Source organism: Frankia sp. CcI49, from assembly GCF_001983215.1.
GTDB lineage: Bacteria > Actinomycetota > Actinomycetes > Frankiales > Frankiaceae > Parafrankia > Parafrankia irregularis.
Window position 1 is genome coordinate 257,409 of the sequence record NZ_MOWP01000017.1, and the last position, 21,247, is coordinate 278,655.

Here is a 21,247-nt window from a genome sequence, read left to right on the forward strand (position 1 = left end):
GTCCGTGCCCGTGGCAGATCCGTCCTTCGACATCGTCAGCAAGGTCGACACCCAGGAGATCGACAACGCGGTCAACCAGACGGCGAAGGAGATCAGGACCCGGTTCGACTTCCGCGACACCGGCGCGTCCGCGGAGCTCTCCGGCGAGGCGATCCAGCTGCAGGCCAACAGCGAGGAGCGGGTCAAGGCCGTCCTGGACGTGCTCCAGGAGAAGTGCGTGAAGCGCGGCATCTCGCTCAAGTCCCTGGAGTACGGCGAGCCCCGACAGTCCGGCAAGGAGTTCCGGCTGACGGTCACCGTGCAGCAGGGCATCGCGGACGACAAGGCCAAGGCGATCGCGAAGAAGATCCGTGCGGACGGGCCGAAGGGCGTGCAGGCGCAGATCCAGGGTGACCAGCTGCGCGTCACCGGGAAGAAGCGGGATGACCTGCAGCGGGTCATCCAGCTCCTCAAGGAGGAGGACTTCGAGGTCCCGCTGCAGTTTGTCAACTACCGCTGAACCGTGGCCCGCGCATCTGGTGGCAGCCGACGAATGTGAGATTGAGCCTTTACCGTCATCGACTCGGACCTGTGGCGCCCCTGGTCCTGGCCCTGGAGACGGAAAAGGCTCACCGTTTCGTCAGCAACAGTCGCGCACGCGACAGCCCGTACCGGGCAAATTCACGCGCATATGCACGGGAAGAAGCGTGTGCGAGGATTCCGGCGGCTGACCGGGCCGGGAGCGCTTCGGGCGCTCCCGGCGATGTTCCCCAGAAAAAGTGCACCCCGCCCGATGGGGGGTTTCGGGCGGGGTGCAGGCGGCGGAACCTGGGGGGTACGCTCCGCCGCTGTCCTGGGAACTTTGAGACTACTCTCATTCGCGCGGCGCAGCGTGCCTTCCGCGGGTCTCTCTATTTCACCACAGTGAACTTGATGTGCCCGACATGTGGCTTCTCACACCCGCCCGTCGTACCCGTTCCATGCCGGGCGCACCCATCCGGTCCGCGGTCGGGGCCGGGAGCGGACCGAACGGACCCGACCGGGCCGCCCTACCGGTACGGATTCATCCGGGCGCGCTGCTCCAACCGGGCGATTCGCTCGGTTAGCGGCGGATGGGTCGAGAACAGCTTGGCCACACCGCCTCCGCGGAACGGGTTCGCGATCATCATGGCGGAGGCCGGGCCCAGCCGGGAGTTCGCGGGCATCGGACGCGCCGCCGTCCCCGCTTCCAGCTTGCGCAGGGCGCTGGCCAGCCCGAGCGGGTCGCCCGTCAGCGTCGCCCCGGATTCGTCTGCCTGGTATTCACGGGCACGGCTGATCGCCAGCTGAATGATTGACGCAGCAATCGGCCCGACAATGATGATCGCGAGCATCTCGGCCACGCCTGGGCCGTCCTCGTCCCGACCGCCACCGAAGAAGGCGAAGACCTGCATCATGTTCGCGATGTAGACGATGATCGCCGCCAGGGTGCCGGCGACCGAGGCGATCAGGATGTCGCGGTTGTACACGTGGCTGAGCTCATGGCCGAGCACGCCGCGAAGCTCACGATCGTCCATGATCTCGAGAATTCCCTCGGTGCAGCACACCGCGGCGTTGCGAGGGTTGCGACCGGTGGCGAAGGCGTTCGGTGAGGCGGTTGGGCTCAGGTACAGCCGTGGCATCGGCATGCGGGCCCTGGTCGCGAGTTCCTGCACGATCGCGTAGAGCCGAGGCTGCTGGACCTGGCTGACCGGATAGGCCCGCATCGCCCGCAATGCGATCCGGTCCGAGTAGAAGTAGGAGACGGCGTTCATCACGACGGCGAGAACGACCGCGATGACGAGCCCGTGCTGGCCGAACAGCGAGCCGAACCACACGATCACTGCGGAGAGCACRCCAAGGAGAAGGGCCGTCTTCAGCCCGTTGAGACTGCGATGAGGCATGGCTGTCGCGCATCCGTCCTGTCGACCTGTTGCGACTACATCAACGAAGGACCTGACACTCCTCGTTCCCAACGCTCGGGCGTCCACGCCGAGCCGCCACCCCCGCCGACCCCGCTGTCCCCGCTCTCACGGGCCATGCGGACTGTCGTCCGGGCGGGCCACGCCGGCCCGTAGCGCGGCGGCGGTCCGGGCGGGCAGCAGGCCGGACCGCTCGAGGCGGTCGGCCGTCAACACCGCCAGCGCGCCGTACGCGTCCGCGAGGTGGGGGTCCCGGCGCGTCAGTTCCGACCACTGCGCTGTGACGGTGCCGACATCCCCGCGTCGGACCGGACCGGTCATCGCGTCCTCCCCGTGTGCCAGGGCGTTGTCGAGCGACATCCGCAGGAGCGGTCCGAGCGCCTGCGCCGGATCGGGGACGCCCGCGGCGGCGAGCAGCTGCCCCGCAGCCGTGACCAGCGTGGCCAGAAAGTTGCCCCCCAGCACCAGCGCCGCGTGGTAGCTCGCGCGTTGCTCCTCGGGAATGACCGCGACCCGGCCTCCGATGCCTTCCACCAGGCGGCGGACGAGCCCGGCCGTGTCCTCGTCCCCGGGCGCGGTGGTGACCCCGAAGGTCGCGCCGACGAGCCGGTCGGGGTCGGTCGCCGCACCGGTCAGCGTCATGATCGGATGTATCGCGGCCGGCCGGGCGCCCACCGCGGCCGCCGGTGCGAGCGGCGCGATCCCATGGCGCCCGCTCAGATGGGCGACGAGCACGGCGGCGGTGCGGGCGACACCGGGCGCGATCCGCGCGGCCGTCTGTTCGATGCTGTCGTCCGGAACCCCGAGCAGGACCACGTCGGCGAGGGCGGCCGCCTGGGCCGGTGTGACGCAGATCTCAGCAGCGGGGAACAGGGCCGCAGCCCGCTCCCGCCCGGCCTGGGTCCGGCTGTGGATCGCGCGCACCTGATGACCCGCGGTCACGAGCGCCCTGCCCACCGCCGCGCCGGCCCGACCCGGCCCGACGATGGCGATCGACAGCCCGGTGATCGGCTGGCCGGTGATCGGCTGGCCGGTGACCGGCTGGCCGGTGACCGGTAGCCCCGGACGCATGCTCTCCATCACTCTCCCGAATACCTTCCGGGTGCCGTCCGGGCGGTGCGGCCGGGGCCAGGCGACGTACCCGACCACGAGGCCACCCGCGAGCGTGGCTGTCGGACTGGGCAGGGCCTGAGGATTGTGGTCGCCGGGACGGCGAAGGTCTTCCAGGCCGACCGAAGATCACGATATGTCAGCAAATCTGCTCCGGCCCGGCGGCCCGGCATCCGGACCCACCTGACTTCCAATGGATCGATCGGTTGTTCGCCAGACCAGGTGCGGACGGCCTTCTCCGCCGCCATTCAGGGTGAAACCTACTGAGCGGAAACTTACTCGGCCGCGACCGTCCGTCCAACGTGGCCAGGTCTGCCGCCTCCGCGATCCCACTATGGCGTTCCGTACACGTCCGGTTTCGAGCGGATACCACCCCAGGTGACGTGCTCCACCGTCGCTCCATCCGAATGACTGAGGACCCGCCGCGAGCCGGTGGCGTGCAATGCTCATCGTTGACGACTCCGGGTCGCAGTGCTGCTTCCAGGCAGTCACTGCTATACCGACGAACGTCCGGAAGAGAGTCGGCCCGCCACTGACGACCCGCTGACGGCGGCGCCGTGATATCACCGTCAGACCAGTCGGTGATACCACCACCAGGCCAGATGGTCGTTTCACCGACAACTCGGCCGCCACGCCTCGGGACACACCCCAGGAAGCGAGAGACGCTGAATAGATCCCCCCTTCGGACACACCCGGCCAGGCATCGTCACGGTCGTCCGTCGGCGCCGGCGGCGTGCCGCCCGCCGGCGGGTCGGGCACGACCGGGGGGCCTACCGGACGGCCGGACGGACCACCGACCCGGGTGTCCGCCTGCGGACACCCGTCAGGGTGTGTGCAGGTAGGTGATGCCGCACGTGGTGGGCCTACTGGCGGCCACAGCGGCGATCACGCCCAGCGGGCCAGACTGATCACATGACTCATGTCCGGCGTGTTGGGAGCGTAAGGTCCCGGCCTGTCGGAGCATGATCGACCAGCCCCGCCGAGCTACCCGGCAACTCCACTTCAGCCGGACTCGGCACCGTTACCAGAAATCGCATACCGCAACCAGTCGCGCACGGCCAGCAAGGGGGGGTGGCCGGGATAATCCGACCGCAAGCCACGACGCAACACCCTTGCCAGTGCCACCAGGCGGCACGATCCTCGTGCCGTATTGAGCCGCCCGGTACGCTGGGGTAGTACCTGAGGAGGTTACTTAAGGTGTCTGAGCAGGTCAGGGAGAGGGAGACCCGCCGGCTCGACCGGGTCGTCGTGCGGTTCGCCGGCGACTCCGGCGACGGTATGCAGCTCACCGGAGAACAGTTCACGAGCGAGACAGCGGCATTCGGCAACGATTTGTCCACGCTTCCGGACTTTCCTGCGGAAATCCGGGCGCCAGCCGGCACGCCGGCCGGAGTTTCTGGCTTCCAGCTCCATTTCTCCGATCACGATATTCTCACCCCGGGCGACGCCCCGGACGTCCTCGTCGCGATGAACCCGGCCGCGCTGAAGGCGAATCTCAAGGATCTGCCGCCCGGGGCCGACCTGATCGTCAACACCGACGCGTTCACCGGCGGCAACCTCAAGAAGGCCGGCTACGCGGACGACCCGCTGACGGACGGGACGCTCGACAGCTACACCGTCCACCGGGTCCCACTGACCTCGATGACGATCAACGCTGTCAACGCGGCCGAGGGCGTCGCCGGCGCGGTCAACAAGAAGGAGGCCGAGCGGGCGAAGAACATGTTCGCGCTCGGCCTGATGAGCTGGCTGTACCACCGCCCCACCGACGGCACCGAGGGCTTCCTCAAGAAGAAGTTCGCCAAGCGGCCGGAGATCGCGGCAGCCAACATCGCCGCCTTCCGCGCCGGCTTCAACTACGGCGAGACCACCGAGTCCTTCTCGGTCACCTACGAGGTCGCCCCGGCCCGGATGCGGGCGGGCACGTACCGGCGGATCACCGGCAACATCGCGATGTCCTATGGGCTGATCGCGGCCGGTGAGCTGACGAAGCTGCCGCTGTTCCTCGGCACCTACCCGATCACCCCGGCGTCGGACATCCTGCACGAGCTGAGCAAGCACAAGCAGTTCGGCATCCGGACCTTCCAGGCCGAGGACGAGATCGCCGGCATCGGCGCGGCGCTGGGCGCCTCGTTCGGTGGGTCGCTGGGCGTGACGACGACCTCCGGCCCGGGTGTCGCGCTCAAGAGCGAGACGATCGGTCTCGCGGTCAGCCTCGAGCTGCCGCTGCTGATCGTGGACATCCAGCGCGGCGGCCCGTCGACCGGCCTTCCGACGAAGACCGAGCAGGCCGACCTGCTGCAGGCGATGTTCGGCCGCAACGGCGAGGCCCCGGTGCCGATCATCGCGCCGCGCTCGCCGGCCGACTGCTTCGACGCCGCGGTGGAAGCCGCCCGGATCGCGACGAAGTACCGCACGCCGGTCTTCCTGCTCTCCGACGGCTACCTGGCGAACGGCTCCGAGCCGTGGCTGCTGCCGACGATCGACGAGCTCCCGGACCTCACGGTCACCTTCACCACCGAGCCGAACCACGAAGGGCCCAAGGGCCCCGAGTTCTGGCCCTACCTGCGCGACCCCGAGACGCTCGCCCGCCCCTGGGCTGTTCCCGGCACCCCAGGGCTGGAGCACCGGATCGGCGGTCTGGAGAAGGCCGACGGGTCGGGCAACATCTCCTACGACCCGGCGAACCACGACCGGATGGTGCGGCTGCGCCAGGCGAAGGTCGAGGGCATCGCGCGCGACATCGCCCCGCTCGAGGTCGACGACCCGTCCGGCATGGCGGACGTCCTCGTGCTCGGCTGGGGGTCGACCTTCGGGCCGATCGCCGCCGGCTGCCGCCGGGTGCGGGCCAAGGGCCTGCACGTGGCCCAGGCACACCTGCGCCACCTCAACCCGTTCCCGGCCAACACGGCCGAGGTGCTGCGCTCCTACGACAAGGTGCTGATTCCCGAGATGAACCTCGGTCAGCTCCGCATGCTGATCAGGTCGCAGTTCCTGGTGGACGCGATCGGGTACAACCAGGTCCGCGGACTGCCGTTCAAGGCCGCGGAACTCGCGGGCGTCTTGGAGGACGTGATCAACCAGTGACCGTGACGACGAACGGCAGCGGGATCTCCAACCGGCTCCTCGACCTGATCCCCACCACGCCGAACCAGCTCACCCGCAAGGACTTCACCTCCGACCAGGAGGTCCGGTGGTGCCCGGGATGCGGCGACTACGCCATCCTGGCCACCGTCCAGGGCTTCCTGCCCGAGCTGGGCATCGCCCGGGAGAACATCGCGTTCATCTCGGGCATCGGATGCTCCTCGCGCTTCCCGTACTACCTGCAGACCTACGGGATGCACTCCATCCACGGGCGCGCGCCGGCGATCGCGACGGGGCTGGCCACATCGCGGCCGGACCTGTCGGTGTGGGTGGTCACCGGAGACGGTGACGCCCTGTCCATCGGCGGAAACCACCTGCTCCACGCGATGCGCCGGAACGTCAACCTCAAGATCCTGATGTTCAACAACAGGATCTACGGCCTGACCAAGGGGCAGTACTCGCCGACCTCCGAGGTCGGGAAGATCACCAAGTCGACGCCGTTCGGCTCGCTCGACCGCCCGTACAACCCGGCGTCGCTGGCGCTGGGCGCGGAGGCGACCTTCGTCGCCCGGTCGATCGACTCGGACCGGGCCCACCTGACCGCGACGCTGCGCGCGGCGGCGGAGCACCCGGGCACCGCGTTCGTCGAGATCTTCCAGAACTGCAACATCTTCAACGACGGCGCGTTCGAGGCGCTGAAGGACCGGGACACCCGGGACGACGCGACGCTGAAGATGGTCGACGGCGAGCCGCTGCTCTTCGGCGCGGAGCGGGACAAGGGCATTCGGCGCGCGGCGTCGGGCGGCCTGGAGGTCTGCGCGGCGACCGATGAGAACGTCCTCGTGCACGACGCGGCGAACCTCGACCCGAGCCAGGCGTTCGCGTTGTCGCGGCTGACCGGAGACGCGCACGGGGTCACCCCCATCGGCGTGTTCCGCAACGTCGACATGCCGACCTACGACGAGGCGCTCAACGACCAGGTGGCGCAGGCTCGCACCAAGCTGGGCAAGGGCGATCTGGCCGGGCTCATCTCGGGCAACGAGACCTGGACCATCAACTGACCGATCCGTCCAGGTGACGGGTAGCGGTGGTGCTTAGAAGGCCGGGGTGGCGAACTGCCACCCCGGCCTTCGCCGTCTGGAGCGCCGGTCGTTCGAGAGTCAGCCGTTGCACCGCCTGCTCCCAGCACGCCCAGAAGTGCCATCTGCACCGATTGCCCGATTAGTGGATGTATGCATTAGTTGCGGCCTTCTGATCAGCATGCGGTATGGTGACCCCCGGGTGGGGGTGCCGTGTGGCCCGGGGGGGCTCACAACACCAAAGCAGCAGCCGGAGGCGCAGTGCGGGCTTACGCAGTGCGAGATCACCGAGCCCGTCACCGGGGCTCACCGTTAATCCAGGCCATGTTCTGCGCCCTGGCGGCAGCGGGCGGCCAGCGTGGGTAGCCATTCCGCGGGCCGGCACAGCCGGGGCGCCGAGACCACCGGCGAGTTCCGCCGGCCGGTTCCGCCCCAGTCCGCACCGGCCGAGCGTGCTCCCGCTCCGGGCTCCGCCACGCCCGCGTCCGCGTCCGCGCAGTGGAACGATCTTCCGAGGCGCACGCGGTCCGAGCCACGCTCGGGCTGGGTGACCAGTGAGTGGAGCAGCAACCCCTCGGCGGGGACGGCTTCGCTCCCCAGGCGCTCACCGCCGCCGCGGCCGCCGGTCCTGCCGCCCGGGGAGATCGACACCCTCACCGGCCCGATCTCGACCAGCTCGTCGGTCAGGCCCGCCCGTACCGCGCACACGGCCCGGTTCTCCGCCTTCGAGCCGGCCCGGCCGGTGCGTCCGGCCGGGTCGGAGCGTCCAGCCCGGTCGGAGCGTCCAGCCGGGTCGCTGTTCGAGCCGATGCCGCCGTCCGCGCCAGCCGCTGGAGCCGGCCCGCGGCCGGTGGTGGTGCCGCGTCAGAACGGCACCCGGCCGGGCTCGGCGACGGGCCGGGGCGCACACCGGGCCCCCGCGCCCCGCCGCGCGCCGGGCCGCACCCGCCTGGTCGTCGCCGGCACGGCCTCACTCGCCGGGCTTTCGGCGATCGTGACCGGTATGGCGCTCACCGCGGAGACGCCGGTGATCTCCGCCGGGCCCACCACCGGCGCCAACCCACTCGTCCAGGCGGACCAGGCGCGCGACGCGTTCGGCTCGGCCGACACGCAGGCGTCCCGCAGCAGCAGCCGCACCGAGCTGCCGACGCCCCAGCCCACCGCGACCACCGGGCCCACCGCCTCCGACGAGGGTTCCACCCCGACGGAGACCGACTACCTGCAGGTCTCGCGCTACTCGTCGCAATACCACACCACTCAGACGCCCGCGGCCGCCCAGGCTCCGTCGCCGGAGCAGAGCGTCACCGCCGAGAGCGAGAGCGACGACCTGTCCGGCTACGAGCTTCCGTTCGTGCCGCTCACTCCGCAGACCACCGCGGCGGCGACCCCGACGAACGGAACTGACACCTCGGACGACGAGACGTCCGGCCCGAGCACTCCGGGGGTGCCCACGCCGACGCCGAGCGCTTCGGCGAGCCCGGACCAGTCGGAACCGAAACCCACGACCACACCGGCGTCCACTCCCACGGCGACTTCGGCGGCCTCGGGGAGCACCACGCCGAGTTCAACGGCGACCGCGACGCGGCGGCCGACGACCTCGGCAACCTCGACGACTCCGTCCGCGACGACGACGGCTACGCAGACCTCCGACGAGGGCTCGTTGCCGTTCAACCCGGATCCGGTGGAGGTCACGCCGATCTGGGATGTCAGCATCCCGTCCATCACCGTCGAGTGACGTCCTCCTCCGCGTAACCGGTGTCTCCCCGTGTCCAAGGGAGCTCCCCGGTCAGAGGTTCAGTCCGGAACGCCGATCCCAGCGGATCGGCGTTCGCTGCTCCGCTTCGGTATCCGAAGAGGCGAAGGCCGAAGGTTGGAGGATTCCGGTCGTTCTGGCAGTCGGAATCCTCGGAACCGGCCGGCAGCAACAGCAGCCGCAGGGGTCCGATGCCGATAGCGGCTCCAGCAACCGAAGCCGACCCCGAGGAGAGTTGAGCCGGGGTCGGCCGGTGCGGTGATTGTGTCAGCTGACCCTCAGCTGGTCCGGCCTTCAGCTGGTGCCGTGTGGTCAGCTGGTGCCGTGGTCAGCTGGTGCGGTCGACGACGAAGTCGGCCAGCGACTCCAGAGCCGTCTTCGCGGGACCGTCGGGCAGCGGGGCGAGGCACGCCCGGGCTTCGCCCGACCAGCGCGCCAGCTCCGCTCGAGCCCGGTCCATCGCGGGATGCTCCCGCAACACCTCCAGCGCCTCCACGACGGCGCTCTCGGTCACCCCGGAGCCCGCCCACGGGTCCGCGCCGAGCAGGTCGCGCAGCCGGCGCGCACCCGCGTCGTCGCCCTCCAGGGCGTAGAGGACGGGCAGCGTCGGAATTCCCTCGCGAAGATCGGTCCCGGGGGTCTTCCCGGAGGTCTCGGTCGGCGACGCGAGGTCGATGATGTCGTCGGAGAGCTGGAAGGCGACACCGAACCGCTCACCGAAGGCCGCCAGGACGTCGGCCGTGACCCGGTCGGCGCCGGCCAGCATCGCGCCGAGCCGGCCCGAGGTGGCGATCAGCGACGCGGTCTTGTCGGTGATGACCCGCAGGTAGTGCTCGATCTGGTTCTGACCGGGCCCGGGGCCGACGGTCTCCCGGATCTGCCCTTCGCACAGCGTCGCGATGGTGCGGGCGAGAATGCGCGTCGCCTCCGGGCCCAGGTCGGCCGTGATCTCGGAGGCGCGGGCGAACAGGAAGTCGCCGGTGAGGATCGCGACGGTGTTCGTCCAGCGCGCGTTCGCCGACGCCGCTCCGCGCCGCAGCGGCGCCTCGTCCATCACGTCGTCGTGGTAAAGCGTCGAAAGGTGCGTCAGCTCGATCGCGACGGCGGCCGGCACGACGCCGGCCGCCTCGGGATCGGCGAACTGGGCGGCCAGCAGCACGACCATCGGCCGGAACCGCTTGCCACCCGCGTCAACGAGGTGCCGCGAGGCCTCGGTGACAAAGGAGAACTCGCTGTGGACGGAAAGCCGCAGCATCTCCTCGACCGCGGCCAGCCCCACCCGGACAGCCTTCTCCAGATCAGGGTCAGCCCTGATCCCCATCACGTCCAACCCGATAGCGCTCATACCACCATCAGCGTACGAAGCCGGAGGTCGCTGCGGTGTTCGCCAGGTCGAGAAGCGGCTGTGGAATAACACCCAGCAGAAGCGTCATGAGCGCGCCGATCCCCACTGTCGCGAAGGTCAGCGTCGGTCGGGTGACGACGACAGGACCGTCGGCGAGCGGTTCGGAGAAGAACATGACAACGATCACACGGACGTAGAAGAACGCGGCGATCGCGCTGCACACGAGCGCCACGATGACCAGCGGGGTCGCGTCACCGTCGATCGCGGCCTGGAAGACCGCGAACTTGCCGGTGAAGCCGCTGGTCAGCGGGATTCCGGCGAGTGCGAGCAGCAGGAAGGCGAAGATGCCCGCCAGCACCGGTGAGGTGCGGCCCACGCCCTGCCACTGGGACAGGTCGCTGGCCTCGCCGTCCCCGGTCCGGACCAGCGAGACGACGGCGAACGCGGCCATCGTGGTGAAGCCGTAGGTCACCAGGTAGAACATCGCGCCGCGCAGGCCGTCGGAGTTCGACCCGGCCATGCCGACGAGCAGGAAGCCGGCGTGGGCGACGGCCGAGTAGGCCAGCATCCGCTTGATGTCGCGCTGGGTCAGCGCGAGCACGGCACCCACGACCATGGTGAGGATCGCGACGGCCCAGATCACCGGGCGCCAGTCCCAGCGCATGCCGCCGAAGGCCACGTAGAAGACCCGCAGCAGCGCGCCGAAGGCCGCGACCTTGGTACCGGCTGCCATGAAGGCAGTGATCGGCGTCGGCGAGCCCTGGTAGACGTCCGGCGTCCAGGAGTGGAACGGGGCAGCGCCGATCTTGAAGAAGAGACCGACCCCGATCAGCGCGAGCGACAGGTAGAGGTAGGTGTCGTTCTTCCCGACCGTGCCGACCGCGTCAGCGACCCGGCCGAGCTCGACACTACTGGCGTAGCCGTAGGCGAACGCGACGCCGTACAGGAAGAAGGCGGAGGAGAACGCGCCGAGCAGGAAGTACTTCATCGCCGCTTCCTGCGACAGCAGCCGGCGCCGGCGGGCGAGCCCGGCCAGCAGGTACAGCGGCAGGGAGAGGATCTCCAGCGCGACGAACATGACGAGCAGGTTGTTCGACGCGACGAACAACAGCATCCCGGTGACCGAGAAGACCATCAGCGGGTACGCCTCGGTCTGCACCTCCGGGGAGGTGCGCTGCGCCGTGGAGCCCTTCGAGCCGGGCACCACGGCCGCGGAGGCGACGAGCGCACCGCCGGAGGAGTCCAGCGAGCGCTCGGCCACCAGCAGCACGGCCAGCGCCGCGAAGACCAGGATGGTGCCCTGCATGAACAGGGTCGGGCCGTCGATGGCCACCGCACCGGCGGCGAGGATCTGCCGGCGGGCGTGYAGGAGCACGACGGCGACGAACGCCCCGATGAACCCGGCACCGGCGAGCAGCGGCTGGATCAGCCGCCGCGCCTTCGGCGGTGCGAAGGCGTCGACGAGCACTCCGGCCAGTGCGACGCCGAAGAGGATGAGCATCGGGCTGAGCGCCGAGTACTCGATCGACGGTGGTGTGATCTTCTGTGTGACGCCCTGCGCCACCACGGTCGAAACCGCGCTCACGAATGGCCTCCGGACTGCGTTGCGGCCACCGGGGCCGTCGGGGCCGGGTCGGACTTCCCGATGTCCTCGAACGTGCTGGTCACCGCGGGCGTGATGATGTCAAGCAGCGGCTTCGGGTAGACCCCGAGCCCGATGATCAGCGCCACCATCGGCGCGACCACGACCCGTTCCCGCACGCTCAGGTCCTTGACGAGGCGAAGCTTCTCGTCCTTCACCGGACCGGTCATCGTGCGCTGGTACAGGAACAGGATGTAGATCGCGGCCAGCACGATCCCGCAGGTCGCGACGATCGCCAGCGCGCGGTACTCGGTGAACGTCCCCACCAGGACGAGGAACTCGCTCACGAAGCTGTTCGTCCCCGGCAGCGCCAGCGAGGAGAGGCCGGCGATCAGGAACACCCCGGCGAGCATCGGTGTCACCTGGGCCATGCCGCCGTAGGCGCCGACGTCCCGGCTGCCCTGCCGGGAGACCAGGAAGCCGACCACCACGAACAGCAGGCCGGTCGACAGGCCGTGGTTGACCATGTAGAGCACGGCGCCGGTCCCGGCCTGCGAGGTGAAGGCGAACGTGCCCAGCGCGATGAACCCGAAGTGCGCCAGCGAGGTGTAGGCGACCAGGCGTTTCATGTCCCGTTGACCGATCGCCAGCAGCGCGCCGTAGAAGATGCCGATCACCGCGAGTGCCAGCACCATCGGCGCGAAGTACTCGGAGGCGTCCGGGAACAGCGGGATGCAGTAGCGGATGAGGCCGAACGTGCCGACCTTGTCCAGGACGCCGACGAGCAGCACGGCGCCACCGGTCGGCGACTGGGCACCGGCGTCGGGCAGCCAGGTGTGGAACGGGAACAACGGCGCCTTGATCGCGAAGGCGATGAAGAAGCCGAGGAAGAGCAGCTTCTGCGTGTCCGGCGTGATGACCAGGTGCTGGCGCAGCGTGGCGAAGTCGAACGTGCCGCCGGTGTCGAACTGCTGCGAGGAGAGCACGTAGAGGCCGATCACCGCGGCGAGCATCAGCAGCCCGCCGAACAGGCTGTAGAGCAGGAACTTCACCGCCGCGTACGACCGCTGCGCCTTCTCCTCGACCGGCCCGTAGCTCCCGATGAGGAAGTACATCGGGATGAGCATGGCCTCGAAGAAGACGTAGAAGAGGAACACGTCGGTCGCCGCGAAGACGCCGATCATGCCCGTCTCCAGCGCCAGCAGCAGCGCGAAGAACGCCGGGACGGACCGGTTGACGTTGTCCGCCTCGTCCCAGGAGGCCAGCACGACCACCGGGACCAGCAGCGCGGCGAGCAGCATCAGAACCAGCGAGATGCCGTCGGCGCCGACCGAGTAGGAGACGCCGAACTGCTTGATCCATTCGTGCTTCTGGCCGAACTGGAAGCCGGCCTTGTCCGGGTCGTAGGCGGCGGTCGCCAGCACGGCGAGCACCAGCACGACCAGCGAGACGGCCAGCGCGAGCTGCTTGGCGAGCAGCGCGGAGCGGCGCGGAAGCAGCGCGACCAGAAGCGAACCGACCGCGGGGACGATCAGCATGATCGTCAGCCAGGGAGCCGTACTCATGTCAGCCGGCCCTGGTCAGCAGCAGAGCACCGACCACGAGGACGGTACCTCCCAACATCGACAGTGCGTAGGACCGGACGAAGCCGGTCTGGGTGCGTCGCAGCCGGCCGGACAGTCCGCCGATGGCCGCCGCGCTGCCGCGCACGAAGCCGTCGATCCCGACGTTGTCCGCCCACACCAGGAAGCGGGTCAGGTACTGCCCCGGCCGCATGGCGACGGTCTCGTTGATCGTGTTCGCGTAGAGGTCGTGCCGCGCGGCGACGGTCAGCACGCTGACCTCGGCGTCGGTGGGGGCGACGGCCTCGACCGGGCGGAGCTGGTAGCGCAGGAAGGCGCCGGCGAAACCACCGGCCGAGACGACCAGCGTGAGCGCGGTGACCACGGCCGGCGAGATGTCGTGATGGGCCTCGCCGTGCTCGCCGACCACCGGGGCGAGCCAGTTCTGCATCGAGTCACCGAGGACGAACAGACCACCGGCGAACACGGAGCCGACCGCCAGCAGCAGCATCGGGCCGGTCATGCTGGCCGGCGACTCGTGCGGGTGCTTCGCCTCCGGCCCGTCGTGCGCCCAGCGCTCCTCGCCGTGGAAGGTCATCAGGAACAGCCGGGTCATGTAGAAGGCGGTGATCCCGGCGCCGAGCAGCGCCACGCCACCGAGGACGTAGCCGCTCGTGCCGCCCTTGGCCAGCGCGGTCTCGATGATCCGGTCCTTGGTGAAGAAGCCGGACAGGCCCGGGAAGCCGATGATCGCCAGGTAGCCGAGCCCGAAGGTGATCCAGGTGATCGGCATGTACCTGCGCAGGTTGCCGTAGCGGCGCATGTCCTGCTCGTCGTCCATCGCGTGGATGACGGACCCGGAACCGAGGAAGAGGCCGGCTTTGAAGAAGCCGTGCGCCAGCAGGTGCATGATGCCCAGCGCGTAGCCGGCGGGCCCGAGCCCGACGGCCAGGAACATGTAGCCGATCTGGCTGACCGTCGAGTACGCCAGGACCTTCTTGATGTCGTCGTAGGCACACCCGATGATGCACCCGATCATGATCGTGACGGCGCCGATGATCAGGACGACGGTGCGCGCGGCCTGCGTCTGGTCGAAGATCGGAGCCGAGCGGACGATCAGGTAGACGCCGGCGGTGACCATCGTCGCCGCGTGGATCAGCGCCGAGATCGGGGTCGGGCCCTCCATGGCGTCCGGGAGCCAGGCCTGCAGCGGGAACTGGCCGGACTTGCCGCAGGCGCCGAGCAGGAGCAGCAGCGCCATCGCGCTGATGGTCCCGTACCCGATCACGTCCGCTGCGGCGGCGCCGAAGACGTCGTCGTAGTTGGTGCTGCCGACGGTGGCGAACATGAACATGATCGCGAGCGCCAGGCCGACGTCACCGACCCGGTTCATGTAGAAAGCCTTGTTCGCGGCGGTGGCCGCCGCGGGCTTGTACTCCCAGAACTTGATGAGCAGGAAGGAGGAGAGGCCGACCAGCTCCCACCCGCCGTAGAGGACCAGGAAGTTGTTGCCCAGCACCAGCAGCAGCATCGACGCCAGGAAGAGGTTCATGTAGGCGAAGAAGCGCCGCCGGCCCGGATCGTGCGACATGTAGCCGATCGAGTAGATGTGGATCAGCGTGCCCACACCGGTGATCAGCAGCACGAACAGGACGGAGAGCTGGTCGACCAGCAGGCCGACGTCCACCTGGAAGCCGTTGACCGGAATCCAGCTGAACAGGTGCTGGGAGACCGCGCGGTCGTCGCCGCCGCGGTCGAGCAGCCCGAAGAACAGCACCAGGCCGACGACGAACGACGCCGCCGCCGTGGCCGTGCCGAGCAGGTGGCCCCACCGGTCGGTGCGCTTCCCGCCGAGCAGGAGGATCGCCGCCCCGGCCAGCGGAAGTGCGATGAGCAGCCAGGTCAGCKAGAACGCCCCGGACGCGGTGGCGTAGTGCACGGCCCCACCGCCGTGCTCCTCGGCCGCGAGGAGGGCCGCGGGAGCGCTCATCGTGGGCCGGTTCCGGGCGCGTGCGCCAGCGCCAGGGCCACCGCAGGTGGTCCGGGCCGCGCCGCCCCTGTTGCGCAAAGCGTCACTGCAGTGTCGTCCGTTCTTCCGTGACCGGAGGTCCCGGTCGCGGCCGCGTCTGCGGCGGCCGGGGACAGGCCTGGAGGAGGCCCGAATACGTCGAAAAGGGTCCCGAGTACGTCGAAAGCGTCAGTACTTCAGCAGGTTCACGTCGTCGACAGAGGCGGATCTGCGCGTCCGGAAGATCGCCAGGATGATCGCGAGACCCACGACCACCTCGGCGGCGGCCACCACCATGACGAAGAAGGCCATGATCTGGCCCTCCAGCGTCCCGTGGATCCGGGAGAAGGTCACCAGCGTCAGGTTCACCGAGTTGAGCATCAGCTCGATGGACATGAACACGACGATCGCGTTGCGGCGGACCAGGACACCCGTCGCCCCGATGGTGAACAGCAGCCCCGCCAGAATCAGATAGTTCGCCGGGTTCACCGGCCACCCCCGCTGCCCGCGCCGACCGGCGCCGCCTCGCCGACAGCGTTCGCGCCGTCCGCGTCCTCCGCCACGGCGGAGCCGTTGACATGCTGACCGCCGCCGCCGGCCTGGGGGCCACCCGACCCGGAGTCGCCTGCGTCGGGCCCGCCGGAGCCGGGCCCATCGGAAGGCCCGGACGAGCCGGGACCACCGAAGCCGGTGCCGCCGGTACCGGTACCGCTCGCGTCCGGCCCCTCGTCGTGGGACGGGCCGCCGACGGCCGCCGGCTCCCCGGAGCCGCGCACGGCCTGCTCCAGATCCGGGTTGATCGCGAAGACCTTCGGCCCGGGCCGCGGGGTGATCGGGCCGCCCTCGGTGAGGCGGCGGCGCATCCGCTCCTTCTGCGTCAGCTTCTCGCCGGTGTGCTCGCGGTGGCCGAGCACCATCGTCCCGATGGCGGCCACGACGAGCAGTGCCGAGATCACCTCGAAGACGAAGACGTACTCGCTGAACAGCAGCTTCCCGATCGCCGTGACGTTGCCCTCGGAGTTCGCCGCGTCGAGGCCCGCGGCGCTGCCGCCGTCGATCGCCCGCCCGATCGGGAAGACCAGCAGCCCGGCGAAGCCCAGGCCGAGGATCACCGCGGCGATCCGCTGGCCGCGCAGTGTCTCGACGAGCGAGTCGGAGGAGTCCACCCCGACCAGCATCAGCACGAACAGGAACAGAACCATGATCGCGCCGGTGTAGACGATGATCTGGACGAAGCCCAGGAAGGGCGCGTCCTGAAGCAGGTAGAACACCGCCACGCAGAACAGGTTCACCACGAGCAGCAGCGCCGAGTGCACCGCGCTGCGCATCAGCACCATGCCCAGCCCGGCGATCAGCGCCACCGGCGCGAGCAGCCAGAAGGTCCAGGCCTCGCCGTTCGACGTGCTGGTGATCTCGGCCGCCTGGGCGAGGATCTGCGGGCTCATCGCGCCCGCTCCGAACCCGCGCCGTGGGCCGAGGCCTCGTCCGCCGCGGTGCCGCCGCCCGTCTGCGCCTCGCTGCCGACCTGCCAGGGCAGCGGGGCCTCCGGGTCGCGGGTGTAGTAGTCGGTCTCGCTCTCGCCGAGGAACATCGGATGCGGCGGCTGCGCCATCCCCTCCCGCAGCGGCGCGAGGAGCTGCTCCTTGGTGAAGATCAGGTCCTGGCGGCTGTCGTCGGCGAGCTCGTACTCGTTCGACATCGTGAGCGCCCGGGTCGGGCAGGCCTCGATGCACAGCCCGCACAGGATGCAGCGCAGGTAGTTGATCTGATAGACGCGGCCGTACCGCTCACCCGGGGAGTAGCGCTCCTCRTCGGTGTTGTCCGCGCCCTCGACGTAGATCGCGTCCGCCGGGCAGGCCCAGGCACACAGCTCGCACCCGACGCACTTCTCCAGCCCGTCGGGGTGCCGGTTGAGCTGGTGACGGCCGTGGAACCGCGGCGCCGTCTCCTTCTTGTACTCCGGGTACTGCTCGGTCGTCGGCTTCTTGAACATCGTCGAGAAGGTGACGCCGAAACCCTTGTAGGGGTCGAGGATCCCCATGGTTCAGCTCTCCTGACGCGGGCCGGCGCCCGCGGGGATGACGGTGGTGTTTCCCTTGTCTAGCCCGGCCATCACCCGCGCCGGGCCGCCGGACGGCGGTGGCCAGGGAATGTTCTCCAGGCTCGGGGCCGATTCGGCCCGTTCCCGCTCGGCCTCCTCCTGCTCCCGTGCCGCCTTCGCCGCGCCCGGATCGATGATCGCGATGATGAGCAGGATGCCGACCACGACCCCGAAGCCGATGAGCCACGGCGTCCGGTCGGTGACGTGCTGCTGGTAGGCGCGGAACGTGGCGACCGCGCACACCCAGACGAGTCCGACCGGGATCAGGACCTTCCAGCCGAAGGCCATGAACTGGTCGTAGCGCAGCCGCGGCAGCGTTCCCCGCAGCCAGATGAAGAAGAAGATGAACGCCAGCAGCTTCGCGACGAACCAGATCAGCGGGAACCACCCGTGGTCCAGCCCGGACAGCCCCGGGATCGGCGGAGGCTGCCAGCCGCCGAGGAACAGCGTGGTCGCGATCGCCGACACGGTGACCATGTTGATGTACTCGGCGAGGAAGAAGAACGCGAACTTGATCGAGCTGTACTCGGTGTGGAAGCCACCGACCAGCTCGCCCTCGGCCTCGGGCAGGTCGAAGGGGGTCCGGTTCGTCTCACCGACCATCGCGATGACGTACAGGACGAACGACGGGAGCAGCGCGACGTACCACCAGTCGTGCTGGCTCTGCACGATGCCCGCGGTGCTCAGCGTGCCGGCGTAGATGAAGACCGCGACGAACGCCAGGCCCATCGCGACCTCGTAGGAGATGATCTGCGCGGCCGATCGCAGCGAGCCCAGCAGCGGGTACGTCGACCCGCTGGACCAGCCGGAGAGGATCAGGCCGTACACCCCGATCGACGCGGCCGCCAGCAGGTACAGCACGCCGACCGGCAGGTCCGCGAGCTGCAGCAGGGTGCGCTCGCCGAAGATCGACACCTCGGGCCCGAACGGGATGCAGGCGAAGGCCACGAAGGCCGGCACCGCCGAGATGATCGGCGCCAGGATGAAGATCGGCTTGTCGGCCAGCGCCGGGACGATGTCTTCCTTGAGCATGAGCTTCACGCCGTCGGCGAGGCTCTGCAGCCAGCCGCGCGGGCCGTGCCGGTTCGGCCCGATCCGCTGCTGCATCTTCGCGACGACCTTGCGCTCGAAGACGATCGAGAACAGCGTCATCACGAGCAGGAACCCGAAGACCACGACCGCTTTGAGCAGGATGAGCCAGAACGGGTCGTCGGTGAGGACGGACGTGTCCGGGTCGCCGACGTTCGCGGCGAGCAGGAGCGTCGAGGTCCCGGTCATGCCCGGCCTCCGGTGATGTCGGTGGTGAGGCGGACCAGCACCCCGGCGTGCTCCGCCAGCGAGCGGCGGACGTGGGAGTCCGGCGAGTGGGTCGGCACCCAGACCACCCGGTCCGGCATCTCGGTGATCTCCAGCGGCAGGGTCACCGAACCGCGGGCCGTGCTCGCGGTGACCGGCTGGCCCTCGACCGCTCCGATCTCGGCCGCGGTCGCCGCGGACAGCAGCAGACGCGGCGGGCGCGCGGTCCCGGCGAGATAGGTCTCACCGGCCTGCAGAGCACCGTCGTCGAGGTTGAGGTGCCAGGTCGCGAGCAGCGCCTCCCCCGGCCCGGCGGTCGCCGGGGCGAGCCCGATGTCGGTCGGCGGCTGGCCGCGGTGGGTCTCGTCGCCGGCCCGGCCGAGCTCGTTCAGCTCCCGCGCGGCCGCGCCCGCGTCCGGCAGGAGCAGGTCGACGCCCATCTCGGCGGCGAGCAGGTGCAGCACCCGCAGGTCGGGCAGTGCGGGGGTGTCCAGCGCGCGCTGGAACGGGCGCAGGCGCCCCTCCCAGTTCACGAACGCGCCCGCCTTCTCCGCGACCGGAGCGACCGGGAACACCACGTCCGCGACCGCCGCGATGGACGAGCGGCGGATCTCCAGCGACACGCAGAACGGCACCCGGGCCAGGGTGGCCAGCGCGCCGGCCGGGTCGGGCAGGTCCTCGGCGTCCACGCCGGCGACGATGACCGCGTCGAGCCGGCCCGCCTCGGCGGCGGCCAGGATCCCGGCGGTGTCCCGGCCCGGCGCGCCGAGCAGCGGGGCGCCCCAGAAGGACTCGACCTCGGCGCGGGCGCCGACGTCCGCCACCGGGCGCCCGCCCGGAAGCAGCGACGGCAGCAGGCCGGCGGAGACCGCCCCGCGCTCACCGGCGCGGCGCGGAACCCAGGCCAGCGCGGCACCGGTGGCCGCGGCGAGCCGCAGGGCCGCCGACAGCGCACCGGGCGACTCGGCGGCCCGGGAGCCGACCAGGATCACCGCGCCGGGCGCGCGCAGCGCCTCGGCGGTGGCCGACGACCCGGCTGCCAGCTCGTCCAGCACCGCGGCCTCGCCGCCGGGCAGCGTCGGGATCAGCGTGCCGGCCAGCTTGCGCAGCCCACGGGTGGTCAGCGGCGCGAGCGCGTGCACCGCGGTGCCGCGCTTGGTGGCGGCCTTGCGCAGCCGCAGGAAGACGACGGCGGACTCCTCCTCGGGCTCGAACGCCACGAGCAGGACGGCGGGCGCGGCCTCCAGATCGGCGTAGGTGACACCGATCCCGGTGCCCGCGACGACGCTGCCGAGGAAGGCCTCCTCCTCGGCGGAATGCGGGCGGGCACGGAAGTCCACGTCGTTGGTGCGCAGCGCCAGCCGGGCGAACTTGGCGTAGGCGTACGCGTCCTCGCGGGTCAGCCGGCCGCCGGCCAGGACGCCGACACCGTTGCGGTCACGGCACTCGGCCAGCCCCCGGGCCGCGTACTCCAACGCCTCGGACCAGCTGGCCTCGACCAGCTCACCGGTGTTGTCGTCGCGGATCAGCGGGGTGGTGAGCCGGTCGGCCTGGCGGGCGTAGGTGAACGCGAAGCGGCCCTTGTCGCAGTTCCACTCCTCGTTCACCGCCGGGTCCTCGGCGGCGAGGCGCCGGGTCACCTTGCCGCGCCGGTGGTCGGTGCGCAGGGAGCAGCCGGCCGCGCAGTGCTCGCAGGACGTCGGCGTCGACACCAGGTCGAACGGCCGGGCCCGGAACCGGTAGGCGGCGCTGGTGAGCGCGCCGACCGGGCAGATCTGCACGGTGTTGCCGGAGAAGTAGGACGAGAACGGCTGCCCGTCGCTGACGGCGACCTGCTCGGCCGCGCCCCGCTCGAACAGCTCGATGAACGGGTCACCGGCGATCTGCGCGGAGAACCGGGTACACCGCGCGCACAGCACGCAGCGCTCGCGGTCCAGCAGGATCTGGGTGGAGATCGCCAGCGGCTTGGGGTAGGCCCGCTTCGTCTCCTTGAACCGGGAGGTGGCGGCGCCGTTCGCCATCGACTGGTTCTGCAGCGGGCACTCACCGCCCTTGTCGCAGATCGGGCAGTCGAGCGGGTGGTTGAGGAGAAGGAACTCCAGCGTTCCCGCCTGGGCCTTCTCGGCCACCGGCGAGGTGAGCTGGGTCTTCACCACCATGTCCGCGGCGACCGTGGTCGTGCAGGACGCGACCGGCTTGCGCTGGCCCTCGACCTCGACGATGCACTGCCGGCAGGCCCCGACCGGGTCCAGCAGCGGGTGGTCGCAGAACCGCGGGATCTCGATTCCCAGCTGTTCCGCGGCTCGGATGATCAGGGTGCCCTTCGGCACGCTCACCTCGAGGCCGTCGACGGTGAGCGTGACGTGGTCGGGGGCGGCCGGCACGGCCGGCTTCTCTGGGGCGACAGTCAT

16 protein-coding genes are annotated in these 21,247 nt (G+C 70.1%); 4 read left to right on the forward strand and 12 right to left on the reverse strand.

Features of this window, described 5'->3' with window-relative positions; genetic code table 11:
- Nucleotides 1-10 precede the first annotated feature (10 nt).
- Nucleotides 11-499, forward strand: a complete 489-nt coding sequence (locus tag CcI49_RS16510; RefSeq protein ID WP_054570414.1) for a YajQ family cyclic di-GMP-binding protein — start codon at nucleotides 11-13, stop codon at nucleotides 497-499.
- 529 nt (nucleotides 500-1,028) lie between these two features.
- Here the strand turns inward: CcI49_RS16510 and htpX are convergent.
- Both htpX and CcI49_RS16520 read right to left on the reverse strand, forming a co-directional pair.
- A complete protein-coding gene (gene htpX / locus CcI49_RS16515; RefSeq protein ID WP_006539105.1) occupies nucleotides 1,029-1,901 on the reverse strand; it encodes a zinc metalloprotease HtpX in 873 nt (290 codons plus the stop codon).
- Between the two features lie 126 nt (nucleotides 1,902-2,027).
- A complete protein-coding gene (locus CcI49_RS16520; RefSeq protein WP_083749549.1) occupies nucleotides 2,028-2,999 on the reverse strand; it encodes a Rossmann-like and DUF2520 domain-containing protein in 972 nt (323 codons plus the stop codon).
- A 1,227-nt stretch (nucleotides 3,000-4,226) separates the two neighbouring features.
- Here CcI49_RS16520 and CcI49_RS16525 point away from each other — a divergent pair.
- Both CcI49_RS16525 and CcI49_RS16530 read left to right on the forward strand, forming a co-directional pair.
- The gene (locus CcI49_RS16525; protein ID WP_054570413.1) at nucleotides 4,227-6,113 is read left to right on the forward strand and encodes a 2-oxoacid:acceptor oxidoreductase subunit alpha; all 1,887 of its coding nucleotides are present in this window, start codon (nucleotides 4,227-4,229) and stop codon (nucleotides 6,111-6,113) included.
- On the forward strand, nucleotides 6,110-7,171 hold the full coding sequence (locus tag CcI49_RS16530; RefSeq protein ID WP_054570412.1) for a 2-oxoacid:ferredoxin oxidoreductase subunit beta: 1,062 nt from the start codon (nucleotides 6,110-6,112) through the stop codon (nucleotides 7,169-7,171). Before CcI49_RS16525 ends, CcI49_RS16530 begins: the two co-directional genes overlap by 4 nt.
- Nucleotides 7,172-7,501: 330 nt before the next feature.
- Here CcI49_RS16530 and CcI49_RS40590 read toward each other — a convergent pair whose 3' ends face one another.
- A complete protein-coding gene (locus tag CcI49_RS40590; protein WP_076827569.1) occupies nucleotides 7,502-7,897 on the reverse strand; it encodes a hypothetical protein in 396 nt (131 codons plus the stop codon).
- 148 nt (nucleotides 7,898-8,045) lie between these two features.
- On the opposite strand from CcI49_RS40590, the gene CcI49_RS16540 reads away from it, so the two are divergent.
- Nucleotides 8,046-8,924, forward strand: a complete 879-nt coding sequence (locus tag CcI49_RS16540) for a hypothetical protein (RefSeq protein WP_158230775.1) — start codon at nucleotides 8,046-8,048, stop codon at nucleotides 8,922-8,924.
- Between the two features lie 346 nt (nucleotides 8,925-9,270).
- On the opposite strand, the gene CcI49_RS16545 is transcribed toward CcI49_RS16540, so the two are convergent.
- The 9 genes from CcI49_RS16545 to CcI49_RS16585 all read right to left on the reverse strand — a co-directional run bounded on the left by CcI49_RS16545 (nucleotide 9,271) and on the right by CcI49_RS16585 (nucleotide 21,247).
- Nucleotides 9,271-10,287, reverse strand: coding sequence for a polyprenyl synthetase family protein (locus CcI49_RS16545; RefSeq protein ID WP_054570409.1), 1,017 nt, complete (start codon nucleotides 10,285-10,287; stop codon nucleotides 9,271-9,273).
- Between the two features lie 7 nt (nucleotides 10,288-10,294).
- Complete coding sequence (gene nuoN / locus CcI49_RS16550) at nucleotides 10,295-11,872, reverse strand: NADH-quinone oxidoreductase subunit NuoN (protein ID WP_054570408.1); 1,578 nt, start codon at nucleotides 11,870-11,872, stop codon at nucleotides 10,295-10,297.
- Nucleotides 11,869-13,434, reverse strand: a complete 1,566-nt coding sequence (locus tag CcI49_RS16555; protein ID WP_006539097.1) for an NADH-quinone oxidoreductase subunit M — start codon at nucleotides 13,432-13,434, stop codon at nucleotides 11,869-11,871. The genes nuoN and CcI49_RS16555 overlap by 4 nt, the downstream gene beginning before the upstream one ends.
- Before the next feature lies 1 nt (nucleotide 13,435).
- A complete protein-coding gene (gene nuoL, locus CcI49_RS16560; RefSeq protein ID WP_076827572.1) occupies nucleotides 13,436-15,421 on the reverse strand; it encodes an NADH-quinone oxidoreductase subunit L in 1,986 nt (661 codons plus the stop codon).
- A 207-nt stretch (nucleotides 15,422-15,628) separates the two neighbouring features.
- Nucleotides 15,629-15,928 carry an NADH-quinone oxidoreductase subunit NuoK gene (gene nuoK, locus CcI49_RS16565; protein ID WP_006539095.1) on the reverse strand — a complete coding sequence of 100 codons (300 nt, stop codon included), beginning with the start codon at nucleotides 15,926-15,928 and terminating at the stop codon, nucleotides 15,629-15,631.
- Entirely contained in the window at nucleotides 15,925-16,884 is a 960-nt protein-coding gene (locus tag CcI49_RS16570; RefSeq protein WP_076827574.1) for an NADH-quinone oxidoreductase subunit J, read from the reverse strand. Before CcI49_RS16570 ends, nuoK begins: the two co-directional genes overlap by 4 nt.
- Complete coding sequence (nuoI, locus tag CcI49_RS16575) at nucleotides 16,881-17,480, reverse strand: NADH-quinone oxidoreductase subunit NuoI (protein ID WP_054570405.1); 600 nt, start codon at nucleotides 17,478-17,480, stop codon at nucleotides 16,881-16,883. Before nuoI ends, CcI49_RS16570 begins: the two co-directional genes overlap by 4 nt.
- 3 nt (nucleotides 17,481-17,483) lie before the next feature.
- The gene (gene nuoH, locus CcI49_RS16580; protein ID WP_076827576.1) at nucleotides 17,484-18,818 is read right to left on the reverse strand and encodes an NADH-quinone oxidoreductase subunit NuoH; all 1,335 of its coding nucleotides are present in this window, start codon (nucleotides 18,816-18,818) and stop codon (nucleotides 17,484-17,486) included.
- Complete coding sequence (locus CcI49_RS16585) at nucleotides 18,815-21,247, reverse strand: NADH-quinone oxidoreductase subunit G (protein ID WP_076827579.1); 2,433 nt, start codon at nucleotides 21,245-21,247, stop codon at nucleotides 18,815-18,817. The genes nuoH and CcI49_RS16585 overlap by 4 nt, the downstream gene beginning before the upstream one ends.